Source organism: Variovorax sp. VRV01, from assembly GCF_014852545.1.
GTDB classification, from domain to species: domain Bacteria; phylum Pseudomonadota; class Gammaproteobacteria; order Burkholderiales; family Burkholderiaceae_C; genus Variovorax; species Variovorax beijingensis_A.
This window is the reverse complement of sequence record NZ_JACVBS010000021.1, coordinates 70,165-86,126: the sequence shown is the minus strand read 5'-3', so window position 1 is coordinate 86,126 and position 15,962 is coordinate 70,165. Positions and strand designations below refer to the sequence as shown.

At 68.5% G+C, this 15,962-nt stretch carries 18 protein-coding genes and 1 pseudogene; 9 read left to right on the top strand and 10 right to left on the bottom strand.

Annotation, left to right across the window (positions count from 1 at the left end; genetic code table 11):
• Positions 1–83 precede the first annotated feature (83 nt).
• From IB278_RS28385 to IB278_RS28360, 6 genes are all read left to right on the top strand, one after another.
• Positions 84–917, top strand: a complete 834-nt coding sequence (locus IB278_RS28385) for a transporter substrate-binding domain-containing protein (protein WP_192327099.1) — start codon at positions 84–86, stop codon at positions 915–917.
• Between the two features lie 9 nt (positions 918–926).
• Positions 927–1,721 carry an amino acid ABC transporter permease gene (locus IB278_RS28380; protein WP_145744140.1) on the top strand — a complete coding sequence of 265 codons (795 nt, stop codon included), beginning with the start codon at positions 927–929 and terminating at the stop codon, positions 1,719–1,721.
• A 1-nt stretch (position 1,722) separates the two neighbouring features.
• Positions 1,723–2,532 carry an amino acid ABC transporter ATP-binding protein gene (locus IB278_RS28375; protein ID WP_225613223.1) on the top strand — a complete coding sequence of 270 codons (810 nt, stop codon included), beginning with the start codon at positions 1,723–1,725 and terminating at the stop codon, positions 2,530–2,532.
• Positions 2,533–2,597: 65 nt separating this feature from the next.
• Positions 2,598–2,918: a GFA family protein gene (locus IB278_RS28370; protein ID WP_318646720.1), complete on the top strand. Its 321-nt coding sequence runs from the start codon at positions 2,598–2,600 to the stop codon at positions 2,916–2,918.
• Between the two features lie 38 nt (positions 2,919–2,956).
• Positions 2,957–3,418, top strand: a complete 462-nt coding sequence (locus IB278_RS28365) for an Lrp/AsnC family transcriptional regulator (protein WP_047787395.1) — start codon at positions 2,957–2,959, stop codon at positions 3,416–3,418.
• A 12-nt stretch (positions 3,419–3,430) separates the two neighbouring features.
• Positions 3,431–4,108 (top strand): aspartate/glutamate racemase family protein, encoded by a 678-nt coding sequence (locus tag IB278_RS28360; RefSeq protein WP_192327093.1) that lies wholly within the window; start codon positions 3,431–3,433, stop codon positions 4,106–4,108.
• Position 4,109: 1 nt separating this feature from the next.
• Here IB278_RS28360 and IB278_RS34335 read toward each other — a convergent pair.
• A pseudogene (locus IB278_RS34335) lies at positions 4,110–4,534 on the bottom strand (LysR substrate-binding domain-containing protein); the annotation flags it as partial.
• A 208-nt stretch (positions 4,535–4,742) separates the two neighbouring features.
• On the opposite strand from IB278_RS34335, the gene IB278_RS28350 reads away from it, so the two are divergent.
• Positions 4,743–5,300 (top strand): fasciclin domain-containing protein, encoded by a 558-nt coding sequence (locus IB278_RS28350; RefSeq protein WP_192327091.1) that lies wholly within the window; start codon positions 4,743–4,745, stop codon positions 5,298–5,300.
• Between the two features lie 66 nt (positions 5,301–5,366).
• Here IB278_RS28350 and IB278_RS28345 read toward each other — a convergent pair whose 3' ends face one another.
• The gene (locus IB278_RS28345) at positions 5,367–5,918 is read right to left on the bottom strand and encodes a DUF3455 domain-containing protein (protein ID WP_192327088.1); all 552 of its coding nucleotides are present in this window, start codon (positions 5,916–5,918) and stop codon (positions 5,367–5,369) included.
• Positions 5,919–6,104: 186 nt separating this feature from the next.
• Here IB278_RS28345 and IB278_RS28340 point away from each other — a divergent pair, with 186 nt between their 5' ends.
• Both IB278_RS28340 and IB278_RS28335 read left to right on the top strand, forming a co-directional pair.
• Positions 6,105–6,680, top strand: coding sequence for an RNA polymerase sigma factor (locus IB278_RS28340; RefSeq protein ID WP_370878903.1), 576 nt, complete (start codon positions 6,105–6,107; stop codon positions 6,678–6,680).
• Between the two features lie 13 nt (positions 6,681–6,693).
• The gene (locus IB278_RS28335; RefSeq protein ID WP_192327085.1) at positions 6,694–7,452 is read left to right on the top strand and encodes an anti-sigma factor domain-containing protein; all 759 of its coding nucleotides are present in this window, start codon (positions 6,694–6,696) and stop codon (positions 7,450–7,452) included.
• 144 nt (positions 7,453–7,596) lie between these two features.
• Here IB278_RS28335 and IB278_RS28330 read toward each other — a convergent pair whose 3' ends face one another.
• From IB278_RS28330 to IB278_RS28295, 8 genes are all read right to left on the bottom strand, one after another.
• Complete coding sequence (locus IB278_RS28330; protein WP_192327082.1) at positions 7,597–7,833, bottom strand: DUF4431 domain-containing protein; 237 nt, start codon at positions 7,831–7,833, stop codon at positions 7,597–7,599.
• 463 nt (positions 7,834–8,296) lie between these two features.
• Positions 8,297–8,956 carry an energy transducer TonB gene (locus IB278_RS28325; protein WP_192327079.1) on the bottom strand — a complete coding sequence of 220 codons (660 nt, stop codon included), beginning with the start codon at positions 8,954–8,956 and terminating at the stop codon, positions 8,297–8,299.
• Complete coding sequence (locus IB278_RS28320) at positions 8,953–9,390, bottom strand: ExbD/TolR family protein (RefSeq protein WP_145744122.1); 438 nt, start codon at positions 9,388–9,390, stop codon at positions 8,953–8,955. The genes IB278_RS28325 and IB278_RS28320 overlap by 4 nt, the downstream gene beginning before the upstream one ends.
• 22 nt (positions 9,391–9,412) lie before the next feature.
• Positions 9,413–9,841: an ExbD/TolR family protein gene (locus tag IB278_RS28315; RefSeq protein WP_145744120.1), complete on the bottom strand. Its 429-nt coding sequence runs from the start codon at positions 9,839–9,841 to the stop codon at positions 9,413–9,415.
• Between the two features lie 29 nt (positions 9,842–9,870).
• Positions 9,871–10,725 carry a MotA/TolQ/ExbB proton channel family protein gene (locus IB278_RS28310; protein WP_145744118.1) on the bottom strand — a complete coding sequence of 285 codons (855 nt, stop codon included), beginning with the start codon at positions 10,723–10,725 and terminating at the stop codon, positions 9,871–9,873.
• A gap of 42 nt (positions 10,726–10,767) precedes the next feature.
• Positions 10,768–11,919, bottom strand: coding sequence for an alanine racemase (locus IB278_RS28305; protein WP_192327076.1), 1,152 nt, complete (start codon positions 11,917–11,919; stop codon positions 10,768–10,770).
• Positions 11,916–14,282 carry an alpha/beta fold hydrolase gene (locus IB278_RS28300; RefSeq protein WP_192327073.1) on the bottom strand — a complete coding sequence of 789 codons (2,367 nt, stop codon included), beginning with the start codon at positions 14,280–14,282 and terminating at the stop codon, positions 11,916–11,918. The genes IB278_RS28305 and IB278_RS28300 overlap by 4 nt, the downstream gene beginning before the upstream one ends.
• Positions 14,279–15,952: a serine hydrolase domain-containing protein gene (locus IB278_RS28295; protein ID WP_192327070.1), complete on the bottom strand. Its 1,674-nt coding sequence runs from the start codon at positions 15,950–15,952 to the stop codon at positions 14,279–14,281. Before IB278_RS28295 ends, IB278_RS28300 begins: the two co-directional genes overlap by 4 nt.
• Positions 15,953–15,962: the final 10 nt, after the last annotated feature.

Here is a 15,962-nt window from a genome sequence, read left to right as displayed (position 1 = left end):
TGACTATCATGGCTCCTAGACTTCATTCGCGAGTCGAAGCCTTCCTTCCTATTCAAATGGCGAGCTTTTTGCTTGGAGACCCCATGACTACAAAACGAGCGATCCTTCGCACCCTCCTCGCGCTGACGAGCGCATGCACCCTCACCCTCAGCGTCGCCCAGGAGCCGGAAAGCTCGATGACCCGCGTCCAACGGACCAAGGTCCTGCGGGTGGGCGCGATCGCCGGGGCCATTCCGTACTTCAGCAAGGATCTGGTCACGGGCAAGTGGGAAGGCTTCGGGCCCGACTTCTCGGAGAGCCTGGCCAGGAAGTTCGGCGCCAAGGTCGAATACGTGGAAACGACCTGGGGCAACGCGGTGCTCGACCTGCAGTCGAACAAGATCGACGCGATGTTCGGCATGGCGCCGACGCCGGCGCGCAAGGAGGTCGTGAACTTCTCCGACACGCTGTTCGACAACACCTACACCGCCGTGTGCAAGAAGGGCTTTCCGACCAAGACCTGGGAGCAGCTGAACGCGCCCGAGAACAAGATCGTGGTCGACGTGGGCTCGAGCCATGACCAGCTCGCCACGCGCATCCTGCCGAAGGCCGACGTCCAGCGGCTGGAGAACTCGGGCTCCGCAACGCTCGCGCTGCAGGCCGGCCGCGCCGACTGCCAGATCCTGGTGATCCTGCTGGCGCAGCCGCTGCTGGCCAAGCGCGCCAACGTGGGCGTGATGCAGATTCCCAGCCCGATCTACACGGCGCCCGTGAGCATCGGCCTGCGCAAGGAAGCCGATCCGGCCATGCAGGCGGCCGTCAATGCCTGGCTGGGCGAGGTTCGCGCCAAGGGCGAGGTCCGCAGCGTGATCCTGAAGAACATGGAAAAACTCGCCGGCGTTCCCGCCAGCGCCTTCCCTTCCGAAATCAAGTTCTGAGCCCGGGCCATGGAATACGCCGAATCGCAGGGGGCGCCCCGCTCGCGCTCTCGCCTGGGCATGGCCCTGATGGTGGTTCTCGCGCTGGCCGGTGCCTGGGCGCTGGTCAAGCACTTCGCCGGCGCAAGCGCGGCCTCCGCCGGCTACGACTGGGACTTCGCGGTGCTCTGGAAGTACCGCTCGCTGCTCATCAGCGGGTTGCTCTACACGCTGCTCTTCACGGTGGTCTGCGTGGTGCTCGGGCTGCTGGTGGGCGTGGTCACTGGCCTGGGGCGCCTGTCCACCAACCCGTACATCACCGCGCCGCTGCGCGCCTACATCGAGGTGTTCCGGTGCACACCGGTGCTGGTGCAGCTCGTGTGGTTCTACTACGCGCTGCCCGTGCTCACCGGTCTCGAGCTCTCGGCCACGGCCGCCGCCACCCTGTGCCTGACGCTCTATGGCGGCGCGTTCTATTCCGAGATCGTGCGCGGCGGGATCATCTCGATCGAGTCCGGCCAGACCGAAGCCGGCAAGGCGCTGGGCATGACGCGCCTGCAGCTGCTTCGCCGCATCCTGCTGCCGCAGGCGTTCAAGAAGATGGTGCCGCCGCTGATGAGCCAGTCGATCATGCAGCTGAAGAACACTTCGCTGCTCTCGGTGCTGGCCGTGCCCGACCTGCTGTACCAGGGCCAGGTGATCGCGCACGACACCTACCGGCCGCTGGAGCTCTACACCTTCATCGCGATCGCCTATTTCGCCGTGCTGCTGCCCATCACGATCTGGGCCAAGCGCATGGAATACGGCGTTGCCAGGGAAGCCTGAGATGACGACACCCACCGTGATCGAGATCGCAGGCCTTCGAAAGTCCTTCGGCGCCCACGTGGTCCTCAAGGACATCTCGCTGAGGATCGAACGCGGCCAGGTGGTCGCGATGATCGGGCCTTCGGGCTCCGGCAAATCCACGCTGCTTCGCTGCATCAACCTGCTGACGGTCCCGGACGGCGGACGCATCGCCGTGGGCGACCAGGCGATCCAGTTCAGCGGACGCGACACCGCGCTGCCGAGCGAGCGCAAGCTCGCGAAGTTCCGCGCCTCCACCGGGATGGTGTTCCAGCACTTCAACCTGTTCCCCCACATGACCGCGCTGCAGAACGTCATGGAAGGCCCGGTCACGGTGCTCAAGACGCCGAAGGCGCAGGCCGCGGCCGAGGCCCGGGCGCTGCTGCAGAAGGTGGGCTTGCTCGAGCGCGCCGACTACTACCCCGACAAGCTCTCGGGCGGGCAGAAGCAGCGCGTGGCCATTGCCCGCGCACTGGCCATGAAACCGAGCGTCATGCTGTTCGACGAGGCCACCTCGGCGCTCGACCCCGAGCTCGTCGGAGAAGTGCTGACCGTCATCAAGGGCCTCGCGAAGGAAGGCATGACCATGATCCTGGTCACCCATGAGATCGGCTTTGCGCGCGAAGTGGCGGACCAGGTGATCTTCATGCGCGACGGCGTCGTCGCGGAGTGCGGGCCGCCCGGCATCGTCATCGACAACCCGCAGCAGGAGTCGACGCGCGCGTTCCTCGGCCGCTTCAAGGCGTCCGCCGGCGCGTCCGAGCCCGCCGTTGCCGCCGCCGTCATCGCCTAGTGGGCGGCGAGGCTGCTCCCGCGGAAGCCGGTGCATGGCCGCAGGGGCGCTGCCACTGCGGCGCGGTGCGCTTCGAATTCTTGCTGGCTTCGCACAAGGGCGTGAGCTGCAACTGCAGCTATTGCGTGCGCAAGGCGGCACTGCACCACCGCGTGCCGGCCGGGAACTTCCGCCTGCTCGCGGGCGCGCAGCAGCTGTCGAGCTACCGCTTCGGGACGATGCGCGCACGCCATCTCTTCTGCAGCATGTGCGGCATTCATACGCACTGCCATCCGCGATCGGCCCCCGAGGAGGTCAATGTCAACCTGCATTGCGTCGACGCGCTGCAGGATGCGCACATCGAGCTTTCCCTGCACGACGGCCGCGGCTGGACTGCACTGCCGTAGCATGCCGGTCAAACTCCAGAACTTCATGAGACAACGCGATGGACGGAAGACTTGACGACCTCGACCGGCACCTGCTGAGCCTGCTCCAGGCCAATGCCAGGGAGCCCGCCGCCAACCTGGCGCGAAAACTCAAGATCGCGCGCACCACTGTGGTCGCGCGCATTGCGCGGCTCGAGCGCGAAGGCATCGTGGCCGGCTACGGCGTGCGCCTGGGCCACAAGCTCGAGCATGCGGCCGTTCGCGCGATCTGCGGGCTCAGCGTCAACGCCAAGAATGCGCCCGCGGTGATCCGGGCGCTCGAGCGCGTGCCCGAAGTCGAGGAGCTTTCGGCCGTGAGCGGCCAGTTCGACTACATGGTGTTCCTGCGCTGCGACACGCCGGAAAAGCTCGATGTCCTGCTCGACCAGCTCGGCCAACTGGACGGCATCAACCAGACGCAGACCTCGATCGTCCTCAGCCGGAAGATCGACCGGCGCAGCGCCCTTCCCTCGGTCTCCTGAGTTTTGTTTGACATGAATGCCGCTGCGCCTGGCTTTCTTGGTGTGCTGATGCTCGACACGCGCTTTCCGCGGCCGCCGGGCGATGTCGGCAATCCGCAGACCTATGCGCGCGCCGGCATCCCGGTGCGCTTTCTCGCGGTGGAAGGTGCGTCACCCAGGCGCATCGTCGAAGAAGCCGATCCACGCCTGGTCCAGCCCTTCGTCGATGCCGCGGTGCGGCTGGTGGCGGAAGGTGCGTCGATGATCACCACCAGCTGCGGCTTCCTGGCCGCCTACCAGGAGGTTCTTTCCCAGGCGGTGCCCGTGCCGGTGCTGACCTCGAGCCTGCTGCAGGTGCGGCACTGCGTCCAGCCGGGCATCGTCACCTTCGACGCGCAATCGCTGACGCCGCAGATCCTGCAGGCTGCCGGCGTGCCCGCGGGAACGCCGGTCATGGGCGTGCGCCCGGGCTGCGAATTCCATCGCCGCATCCTGGACAACGACACCGTGCTCGACCTGGCCGAGGCGCAGCGCAATGTCGTCGACGCGGCCGTGCACCTGGTGCAGGCCTTCCCCTGCGTCGAGCGCATCGTGCTCGAATGCACGAACATGCCGCCGTACCGGGAAGCCGTGGCTGCGGCGGTCGGACGTGAAGTGCATGACATCGAGACGATGATCCTGAAGGCGTGGCGCGACCGGTCACCGGAGTGATTCACGCCTTCCCCAGCGCCGCAATCGGCGCATGGCGCGCCATCAGCTCGTCGATCCAGTCGATGAACACCCGCAGCTTCGCGCTGGGCCAGGTGGGGCGCGGCCATGTAGTGCGGCAGCCAGAGGATGCCCATGCCCGCCACGCCGGCCGCGAGGTAGGCATTGCCGTCGTCGACCGCGACCACATGGCGGCCCTGCAGTTCGATGTGCTCGGCGCCCCGCTGCGTGCGCAGTGCGGCGACCTTGCCGCTGCGCGTGCTCAGGTAGCCCGCGATGCGGTGGCGGGCGTCTTCGATCTCGCTCTGGTGCACGGGCGTTTCGGCGCGCTCCAGGTAGTACGGCGCCGCGTAGACGCCGAGCCGCAGCTCGCCCACGCGGCGCGCAACCGACGTTGTCGCCGATCACGTCGACCAACCTGTCCCTCACGCTCGTTCTGCGTTCGGCTGCACCTCATCCCAAGGCTTCGGCGCAATACCCGATCCGCGCGCGGTGCCCATGATCATCCGCGATGCGGCAGGTGTAGCAGGGAGACCGAAAACAAATAGGGCCCCGCGAATCCGATCGGGCACAGCTGCCGTATGGACAGTTGCCGCCGCCATTCCGGCATCGGTTCAAACCACAGGAGCCTTCCATCATGCGCAACCAATTCCACCGCCTTGCCTCCATCACCCTGGCCGTTGCCATCGCGGCCGGGTCCACCCTTGTCTCCGCGCAGGTCATGGTCGGCGGTGCGCCGATGCTCGCGACCAAGGACATCATCGACAACGCCGTCAATTCGAAGGACCACACCACCTTGGTCGCCGCGGTCAAGGCAGCCGGCCTGGTCGAGACCCTTAAGGGCCCGGGTCCGTTCACGGTGTTCGCGCCGACGAACGCGGCCTTCGCTGCCCTGCCTGCCGGCACCGTCGACTCGCTGCTCAAACCCGAGAACAAGGCCAAGCTGGCCGCCGTGCTGACCTACCACGTGGTGCCCGGCAAGCTCGACGCCGCCGCACTGGGCGGCCAGATCATGGACGGCAAGGGCTTGGCCACACTGAAGACCGCGGCCGGCGGCACGCTCACCGCCAAGGAGAGCGGCGGCAAGATCATGGTCGGCGACGAGAAGGGCGGCTGGGCCACCGTGAGCACCGCCGATGTCTACCAGTCGAACGGCGTGATCCACGTGGTCGACAAGGTACTGCTGCCCAAGTAAGCAAGGAGAGCCGGTGCAAGGACGAAGCGAAGTCGTCCTGCACCCGCAGCCTGCGCTGGGGGCTTGTTACATGGGCCGGTAGAAGATGTAGTCGGCCTGGTACTGGACCACCTGCTTCTGGCCCATTGAGGACGCGCCGCAGGCCATCGCCGGCGCGGTGCCGCCCCGCGTCGCGACGCGCTGGATGTAGCTGACGCCCTGCATGGCGCCGTTGCCCATGGCCGGGTTGGCCTTCACGAGCTGGTAGGGAATGTTGCCGTTGCCGTTCGGTGCGACGGCGACCTGCGCGCCCGTAAGCTTCGAGCCGTCCATGCTCTCCCAGGTGGCCGGCGGCCCGAAGTACTTGCCGATCTGCTTGCCGCTGCGGTCCATCAGCTTGGCATCGGGCCCCACGAAGACCCATTCGTGCTGTCCGGGTGCGTTCGCCTTGGCACGGCATTCGTAGGTGATGTCGCCGGCGCCCACGGTTTCCAATGCGACGCGATGGCCGGCGGGCACCATGACCGCGTCCGGAAGGCCGGCTTGCGAATAGACCATCGACTTGTTCATGCCGGTGCCCGCGCATGCGGCCAGGCTGATGGCGGCGGCGAGAACGCCGAGGGTGTGAAGGATCGTCATGATTTGCCTTTCAGGGTTGTGATGCGGGATGACCCGGCGGTCGCTCTGGTTCGTTCGCGAACGCGCGGCCCCGTCCCTCTACGCAGCGCGGTCCCGATCGGATTCAACTTTCCGGTGCACGCTGAATCCGTTCGCCGTTCTGCGTCGTATGGCTCCTTGTGACAACCGATGCGCCACAATCCGCCCATGCCCGACTCCAGCCCCGACGCCGAACTGATGGCACTCATCGACCTTGTAGGCCGCCGGGACGAAAACGCGCTGCGCCTGCTCTACGAGCGGACCTCGCCCAAGCTATTCGGCTTGGCGATGCGCGTGCTGCGCCAGCGCGAATGGGCCGAGGACGTGCTGCAGGAGTCCTTCCTCACGATCTGGCGCGTAGCCGGCGACTACCGCAGCACGCTGAGCCCGCCGCTGGCCTGGATGGGACTGATCGTGCGCAGCCGATCGCTTGACTTGTTGCGGCGCCGCAGCGCCGACCGGGCGCATTTGACGCAGGAGTTCGACGAGCAAATGGCCGAGACATTCGAATCCAGCGCCGCGAACCCGATGGATACCACCGATGCCAGCGAACAGGCCTGGGCGCTGCACCAGTGCCTGAGCCGGCTCGAGGACGGCCAGCGCGAGGTGCTGAGCCTGGCCTACCTGCGCGAGCTCAGCCACAGCGAGCTGGCCGGGCAACTCAAGCTGCCGCTGGGCACGGTCAAGACCTGGATCCGGCGCGGGCTCGAGAAGCTGCGCAGCTGCATGCAGCAGTTCACATGAGAGGGGCATCGCCATGAAGTTTTCCGCCCATCCCGAACTGCTGGAACTACTGGCCGCAAGCTATGCGCTGGGCACGCTGCGCGCTGCCGCGCGCCGCCGCTTCGAGACCCTGGCGCGCGAGCAGGCACCGGTGCGCGCCGCCGCGCTGGCTTGGCAGAGCCGCCTGGCCAGCATGGCGGAATTGCAGCAACCCGTGGCGCCCGACCCCGTCGTCTGGACACGTATCCGCAATCTGATCGCGGCCGAGCAACAGCAGCAGGCCATTGGACGCCAGCGCATCGCCGCTGCGGCACCGGCATCGGTACCGGCGCGCGGCGGCTGGCTGCGCAACCTCGCGCTGTGGCGTGGCGCGGCGGCCGCCGGCGTCGCGGCGGCCGTGATCGCCACGGTGGTCGGGCTCCGGTTTGGCGAGCAGCTGCGCAACGCGCCGGCCGAGCAGTACGTGGCAGTGCTGTCGGATGACTCCGCCAGCGCATCCATGCTGGTGACCTTCGATCCGAAGAAGCAGCGGCTGCTGCTGCAGCGCCTCGGCAACTACCGCGAGGGCGAGGACAAATCGCTGCAGCTGTGGGCCCTGCCCCCGGGCGGCGCGCCGCGCTCGCTCGGTGTGCTGGGCCGCGACCGGACCCTGAGCCTGCCTGCGCACGAGGCCGATATGCGTGCGGTGCCGGCACTGGCCGTGAGCCTCGAGCCGCGCGGCGGCGTGCCCGGCGAGGGCGGTCCGACCGGGCCGGTGCTCTTCAAGGGGGCGCTGATCGAGAAAACGTTGTGAGCCGAGCGCGGCGCTACGCTTCCGCGAGCGGCCGTATTACCGAGCACAGGCTGACGGCGTAGCGCATGCATATGCGCAGCCGCCGCTTGCCGAGGTCTGCTTCAGACTGAGGATTACGGTAAGGGCCTCCAGCAATGGGCGTCCCTACCGTGATCCTCGGCCAAATTCTGTCATCAGGTAATCGCTTGCGCTGGTTGCTTGACCGCGATGATTGAGGTCGGCTGCACCAGGCCCCCCCGTGAAGTGGTGTCCCATGTGCGCGGGAAACAGAGTTTCGGTCACCGTGACGCGCTTTCCCTTGAGGGCCTTGAATTTCGCCATCGTCTTTTGGTCCAGCGCCGTCTGCATCAGGACGTCGTTCGACTGGGTCGGGATCGGCACCGGCTCCTTGGGCCGTGACCGGCTGAATTAACTGAAGAGCCGGTACGGCGACATCTCGACCCTCGACCTCTTCTCCACAGGCAGCGAGCAACCAGCTGCGGGGGCACAGAGGCAGGTTCGTAGCGAACAACCTTGTCAGCGCAGTGGGCCGTCTTCGCCGGGGCGGTAGTTGGCTTGGTGCTGTTGCAAGAGTGGGGGGCGCAGTCGCCCGCCGCCTCGCCGACCGTCACAGCGACAGCAAGCTTCGAGCGTGTGATCGCGTTGCCCTAAAAGTCCGTGACGTGCGCCACGTTGATCAAATGGCCGCACATGTGCACGGTCATTCCTGCTTCGAACTGGAACCGCCGGACCGGCTGCGATCTCGCGGGCGGCGGTGCGCACAATGGCCACCGCGACTCGAGGCAGAAGCGCGGATGAATCGCCCAGACCTGCGCGCTCGAACGCAGCGGCCGTCGCTTGCCGGCTATTCGATGCGGAACACGAACTCCTGCGTCGCCAGCACCTCTGCGTCGCCCGTGGTCTGACATTCGTAGCGCATCACGGCCGCGCGCACGGCCGAGTGGTACACGCGCGGTCCCGACAGGAAGCGCACCTCCTGCACGTGGCCGCCCTTGATGCGCACCTCGGCCTTCACCACGCCGCCGATGCCTTCGTCCAGTGCCTTGCGCGGCATCTCGGGCTTGACCTGCCGCGGGCACGCCACCGCGATGTCGGTGGAGGTCGCCTTCGGCGGGGCCGGCGGCGTGGGCGGCGTGGGCGGTGCGGCCGGCGGCGGTGCCACCGGCTCGATGTTCTGCACGGCGGTGATCGCGGGCGTGGACGTGGCCGGCGGTGTCACCGCAGGCGGCGGCACGTAGGCCGGGCGCGACGGCGGCGGTGGCTTGAGCGTCTCCTGCCGCACGATCTTCTTGGGTGGCGGGGGCGGTGGTGGGGGGGGCGGCGATGGCGGCTTGATCTCGCTGATGATGGTCGCCTCCATCGGCTTCTTGATCGCCTCCACCGTCTGGCGCGCGAGCCCCGACACGAGCGCATAGCCCACGCCGACATGGAACAGCACCATCACCGCGATGCCGACCGGCCCGAAGCGGGACTTGGGATTGAAATCCTTGCGGGAGTGCTTCATGGGATGAACTGCTCCGCGCCTACGATGCCCAGCTTGCTCACTCCCGTGCGCTGCGCCGAGGCCATCACACCGGCCACCACTTCGTATTTCGCGCGCCGGTCGGGGCGCAGGTGCACCTCGGGCTGCACGGCCTGCGCGGCGACCTGCTCGAAGCGCCGCTCCATCTCCGCGCGGTCGGCCAGCGGCTCGCCGTTCCATTGCACGACGCTGAGCGCATCGATGTCGATGCGCAGCACTTCGGGCTTGAGGTCGCTGGGCGGCGGGTTGCCCGTGGGCATGTTCAGGTTCACCGAATGCAGCTGGATCGGGATGGTGATGATCAGCATGATCAGCAGCACCAGCATCACGTCGATGAGCGGCGTGGTATTGATGTCCATCAGGGGCCCGTCGGAGGGCGCGCTACTGCGCCGCCCCTGCTTTTCTTTTCTTGGCATGGCTTGTCTCGCTGTCTGCTCGTCAGTTCCGCGCCGGCGGCTCGGTGATGAAGCCCAGCTTGGCGATCCCGGCCGCCTGGCAGGCGTAGATGATCCGGCCCACTGGCTCGTAGTCGGAATGCCAGTCGCCGCGGATGTGCACCTCGGGCTGCGGGTTCATCGCCGCCACCTTGGTGAGCCGCGCGACCAGCGCGGGGGTGTCGCGCACCGGCATGTCGTACCAGTAGGTGCGGCCGGCGGCGTCCACCGAGATCACGACGGTCTCGGGCTTGCTCTCGCGCACCTCGTTGCGCTCTTTCGGCACCGCGACGGGCACCGAGTAATTGACCACAGGGATAGTGATGAGGAAGATGATCAGCAGCACCAGCATCACGTCGACCAGCGGCGTGGTGTTGATGGCCGCAATGGCCTGTTCCTCGTCTCCCCCGGAAGCCGGGATGTTCATCGCCATGGCGCGATCCGCTTGCGTGTGCGCGGGCGTCAGACCGCGGCGCTGCCGGCCAGGATCACGGAGTGCAGCTCACCGCTGAACTCGCGCACGTCGTCCATCACGGTGATGTTGCGGCGCAGGAGCCAGTTGTAGCCCAGCACCGCGGGCACGGCCACCGCAAGGCCGATGGCGGTCATGATGAGCGCCTCGCCCACCGGGCCGGCGACCTTGTCGATCGATGCCTGCCCCGCCACGCCGATGGCGGTGAGCGCGTGGTAGATGCCCCAGACCGTGCCGAACAGGCCGACGAACGGTGCCGTCGAACCCACGGTGGCCAGCAGCGACATGCCGTTGCTCAGACGGCGCTGCACGCGCTCGGTGGCGCGGTGGATGCACAGGTCGACGAAGTCGGCGAAGTCGACCTTGCCGCGCAAGCCGTCGTGCTTCTGCGTGGCCTGCATGCCGGCGTCGGCAATGAAGCGGAACGGGCTACCCTCGGCCAGCCGCGCGGTGCCGGCCTGCACGGTGCCCGCGTTCCAGAACTCGTTGTCGACCGCGCGCGCCTGGCGGCCCATGCGCATTTGCTCAAGCAGCTTGGTGACGATCACGTACCAACTGCCCATCGACATGATCGCCAGGATGGCGAGCACGGCCTTGGCGACGGCATCGCTCTGCGACCAGAGCGCGCCCACGCCGTAGGGGTTGTCCATCTTGGCCGCGGCAGAAGGTGCAGCGGCGGGCTTCTCGGGCACGGCCACCGGCGCCGGCGCAGCGGCAGCACTGGCCGCGGCCTGCGGTGCCGGCGGCGTCTGGGCGCCCGCGATTTGCGGCGCGCTGCCCAGGCCGAATGCCAGAACGAAAGGCGCGGCCACTGCCGCGAGCCGTGCAAGAAATGTCTTCGTCATCGTTGTCTTCTCCGAAAAAATTGGTTCTCTGCAGGCCGCGGTTCACCAGCCCCGCGCCTTGTCCCAAACCGCCTGCACCCCGCTGCCGACGCCTTCGACCACGTGGTAGCGGTCGTAGGGCGCGGCGGTCATGCAGGCGTGGTGCGGCAGCACGCGCACGCGGGCGCCGACGGGCAGTGCGCGGAACATGGCCTGTGCATCGGCATTGCCCTCGCAGGCAATGAGCCCGTGTTCCTGGTGCAGTTCGGCCACGCACACCCCGGGCAGCGGCACGGTGTCCTCGGCCTGGCACACCAGCCCGAAGCCCAGGCCTCTGCGGAACTCGGCCGCAGACTGGTCCTTCGACAGCGCGAGCGCGCCGGCGTCGATGAGCACGCGGCGCGAGCGCGGGTTGTGGCCGATCACGGTGGCCAGCACCGACAGCGCGATGTCTTCCACGCCGCAGATGCCGCGCGCCACCTGGTCGAGGTCGCAGAAGGTGTAGACGCCGGGGCGCATCTCGGTGACGCCTTCGAGCGTCAGCGCGCACACGGCCGTGGGCGTGGAGCCCACGCTCACCACCTCGACCGGAATGCCGACCGCGCGCAGCCGTTCGGCCGCATGCACGGCGCCGGCGCGCTCGGCCTCGGCAATGGCGCGGATCGCCGTGCCGCCCTGCACGTGGTAGCTGTGGCCCGCATGCGTGAGCACGCCGGCGAGTGTCAGCGATTCGCTGCGCTGCACTTCGCGTGCGAGCGAGAGCAGTTCGTCGTCGTGCGGCCCGACGCCGCCGCGACCGCCGCCCGTGTCGATCTCGAGCAGCATGCGGAAGCGGGCGCCCAGCGTTCGCGCGCGCGCGCCGGCCGCCTGCACGGCTTCAATCGAATCGGCCAGCAGCGTCACGCGCGCGCCGCTCGCGCGCTGGATGTCGTACAGCGCCTCGATCTTGTTCGCGTCGATGCCCACGGCGTAGGTCAGGTCGGTGAAGCCGTGGCGCGCGAAGTACGCGACCTCGGCCACGGTCGACACCGTGAGGCCGCCGGCCTGCCCGCGCGTGGCGCGCCGCGCCACTTCCACCGACTTGGCGGTCTTCAGGTGCGGACGCAGCGACACGCCGTGGCGCGCCGCGCGCTGCGCCATCGCCTCGCAGTTGCGTTCGAGCACGCCGACGTCGAGCACCAGCGCGGGCGTGGTGAGTTCGCCCAGCGGCGTCATCGGCCGGTTCCGGATGCGATCTGCGCCATCACGCGATCGATTTCCTCGGCCACGCGCTGCACCAGCGGTGGCAGCAGCACCAGCGTCATGTGCGCGGCACCTTCGATGCAGGCCAGGCGGTGTTGCGTCGACAGCGCCGCATTCGATTCCTGGAACTCGGGCCAGCGCTGTTGCACCGCGGCGATCGCCGGGTCGGCACCGGCCGGCAGCGGCTGCTGCTTGGCCCACAGCACGGCAAGCGGACGCGCGCCGAAGTCGGGCGACGCAGCCGCCTGGCGCGCGACGTGCGGCAGGCCGCGCACTTCGGCCAGCATGGCGTCGAGCGCTTCGGGCGTGTAGGTCGCCTTCATCTGGCGCAGCACTTGCGGCATGTCGGCGAACAGGGCCTCGATGGGCGCCTGCTCCGGCGGCGGCGGGCCGCCGGCCTGGAAGTTCGCGCGCTTGTCGCGCTCGGCCGCGAACTGCGTTTCGGGCGGGTGCTCGTACATCGCGAACTGGTCGGGGTGGCTGGCGTCAAGCATCACCACACCGGCCACCTGCTGCGGATACAGGCCCGCGTAGACCCGGTTCAGCAGGCCGCCGAGCGAATGGCCGACCAGCACGATCGGGCCCGTCACGCCGGCCGCTTCAAGCAGCGCATGCAGGCGGTGCGCGTTGCGCTCGCCGTCGAAGGGCGCGCCGTCGGCCTCGCTCCAGCCCATGCCGGCGCGGTCGTAGCTGATCACCGGATGCTTCGTCGCCAGCGCCTGCTGCAGCCGTGCGTAGGTCGGCGAGGCGCAGCCGCCGCCGGCTTCGATCACGAGCGTGGGCTGCGACGCACTGGCGGGCGCGGGGCCGCTGCGCTGCAGGTGCATGCGCAGGCCGTCGACGGTATAGACCTCTCCGGGCGCGGCCATGTGGTACGGGCGGCCGGGCTGTTCCAAGCGCGGCCAGTAGTCGAGGTCGCGCACGCGGTACGGCAGGTTGGCGAAGTCGGTGCTCAGCGAGGCCGGCGTCGACACGTACAGCACCGACTTGGCAATGGGGGCGAACTCCGCATGAAAGTGCTGCGCCGACTTCACGATGACCAGCTTCTTGGCCGTGAGGTCGATGCCCAGGCCCGTGAAGAGGTCGACGCCGATGACCTGGTTGCGCTTGCTGATGAGCACGATATCCACACCGTCGGCGGCCTGCACCCACACGCACGGGCCCATGGGCGTGCGCACGCCCGAGAGGCCGCCCTGCGAGTGAGCCTCCACCACGTTCTTCACGGTCACGTGCAGATCGATCGGGTCGCCCGAGGCCGGGCCGCACTTGCCGCCCAGGCGCAGCTCAAAGCTCGCGCCCACGCCGGCGTCGCGGCACAGCTGCACGGCGCCCAGGTCCCACACGCCGCCGAAGGCCACGTCGCCGATGCCGCGCTCGACCACCGCGCGCAGCACGAAGGTGCTGTCGCTGGTGGCGCCGCCGCCGGGGTTGTCGGCGGTGTCGGCAATGACAATAGGGCCGTCTGGCGTGGCCATGGCGCGGGCGAGCGTCTCCTCGATCGAGAGCGAGGGCACGCCGGTCACGTGGCGCAGGTCCCAGAAGGCGCGACCCAGTTCTTCGGCGAGCTTCGCGGCGAGTGCAGGGTCGTTGTCGGTCACCACCCAGAGCTTGGCGCCCGACTCGGGCACGTCGGCCCATGGGAAGCCATGGCCCAGCGATACGGAGAGCACGCCCGGCTGCTGTTCGGCGGACTGCATGCGGCGCACGAAGCCGGCCATCGGTTCGCGCGTGGTGTGCCACTTGCCGACCATGCGGCAGTCGTGCACGGCCGTCACGGGCCGCACGCGGCCTTCAGCGGTATCGACCACGATGCGGATCAGTTCGCGCAGGCGGTCGAACGCGTCGGTGTGCGGATATTCCTTGTAGCAAATGATCGCGTCGGCCGCGTTCAGCATCTTCTGCGTGAAGTGGCAGTGCAGGTCGAGCGACACGCCGATGGGCACGTTCGGCCCGACGATGTCGCGCACGCGCGAGATCACGTCGCCTTCGCAATCGTCGTAGCCGTCGGCCACCATCGCGCCGTGCAGCACGAGGATCACGCCGTCGACCGGAACGGCCTTGCGCAGGTCCTCCAGAATTTCGTCGCGCAGGCGCTCATACACGCTGCGCACGGTACGACCGAGCGGCTGGGCAAAGGCCAGCAGGCTCTCGACCGTTTCATGGCCTTCGGCGGCCAGTTGCCTGCGCACCTCGACCGCGTACAGGCCGTAGCCGGTCGCATCGCGCGTGCTCGCGTCGCCGCGGAAGATGCCGTATTCCTCGTAGCTGCCCAGGCCGGTGGGGGCCGAGACGAAGGTGTTGGTCTCGGTGGCGAACAGGGTGGTGAAGAACTTCATGCGCGGGGCTCCTGGCGGGCGAGGTGGATGTTTCGGGTGCGCATCGTGTCCAGCCGCAATCCCACGACCCGGCCGGCCTTGCGCTCCACGTTGAGGATCGATTTGCCCAGCTGCGCCAGCACCGGGTCGGCCGAAGCCAGCACCATCACGTCGACCGACAGCGGCGTCAGTGCGCACACGTGCTGGCCGTGGCGGCCCTGCACCGTGAGCAGCAACTTGCCTTCGACCAGCGCCATCTGCGCGGTGGCGTCGAGATCGGGACTGGTGTAGTCGCCGCACAGCTGGTCGGCCAGCGTCGCGGCATCGGGTGCGGTCTCGGGCAGGCGCTCGAAGCGGCGCGGCTGGCCGCCTTCGTGCAGCACGAGCGCGTCGGGCGCGCGCCGCGGGTCGATGTCGCCGGCCTCGATCACGAGATCGTTCACAGGGATGTCCTGCAGGCCCAGCCAGAGCTTGCCGTCGCCCTGGTGCATCGCCTGCGCGCCGCTGGCCTGCCACGACATGCCCAGCTTGCCGCCCACATCAGCGAAGCTCAGCAGGCTGCCCGTCGACGGTGCGTGGTAGCGCTGGCCGACCAGCGCGGGGAAGTCGCTGGCCAGCGGCCGCACTTCCGGCGGCGCGAGCGTGTCGCCCAGCAGCGCCTCGACCACCTTGAGGACCAGCGACCCCGGCGACACCGGCGCGCCGTTCACCATGGCGATGATGTGCAGCCCGTGGCTCGGCACGCTGAGCATCTGCGACTGCGCGCCGAGCACGGCGCCCGCGTGGTGGACGATCTCGACGCCGCGGTAGGGGTGGCGCGCGAGGCCGAAGCCATAGGTCACCTTCGAGCCCGACGACAGCGTGGTGGGTTCGGACAACAGGGCCCAGCTCTTTGCGCTGCCCACGATCTTTTCGCTGCCGTGCATGTGCGCGAGCCAGCGCAGCATGTCGTCCGCCGTCGACACCAGCGAACCGCCACCGTCGAGTTCGCACGGGTACATGCCGCGGCGCCAGCCGCCGCCGGGCGCGGGCATGTACAGGCCGGCCATGTGCGGCACCACGTCGAGGTCGGTCTGCACCGACGACGTGTCGGCCATGCCCAGCGGGGCGAAGAGGCGTGCCTTCAGGAAGTCGTTGAAGCTCTGGCCGCTCACGCGCTCGACGATCTTCGCCAGCAGGAAGTAGCCGCCGTTGCTGTAGACCATGTGCGTGCCGGGCTCGAAGTTGAGCTCGCGCTGGCGCGCCATGGCCGGCAGGCCCGGGCCGGGCAAGGTGAACGTGAGGCCGTGCGCGATGGCCCACAGCTCGTCGTGGCCGCGCCAGCCGCTGGTGTGCGTGAGCAGGTGACGCAGTGTGGGGCCGTTGGCGCTCAGCTGCGGCAGCTCGGGCAGGTATTTCTGCACCGGGTCTTCCACGTCGAGCAGGCCGTCTTCGGCCAGCAGCAGCACGGCCATCGCAGTGAAGTGCTTGCTGGTGGAGGCGATGCGCATGCGCGAGGTCGGGGTGAGGGCCACGCCCATCTCCAGGCTGGCCATGCCGACGGCGCGGCGGTACAGCAGCCGCCCGTGCTGCGCGATGCCCAGCACCAGGCCGGGCGCGTCGCTGCGGTTCAGGGGCGCCACCAGCGCGTCGATGGCAGCCAGTGCGGAAGCGGTATCAGGAAGGGAAGCGGAGGATTCGGGTTGTGACATGGAAGGACGA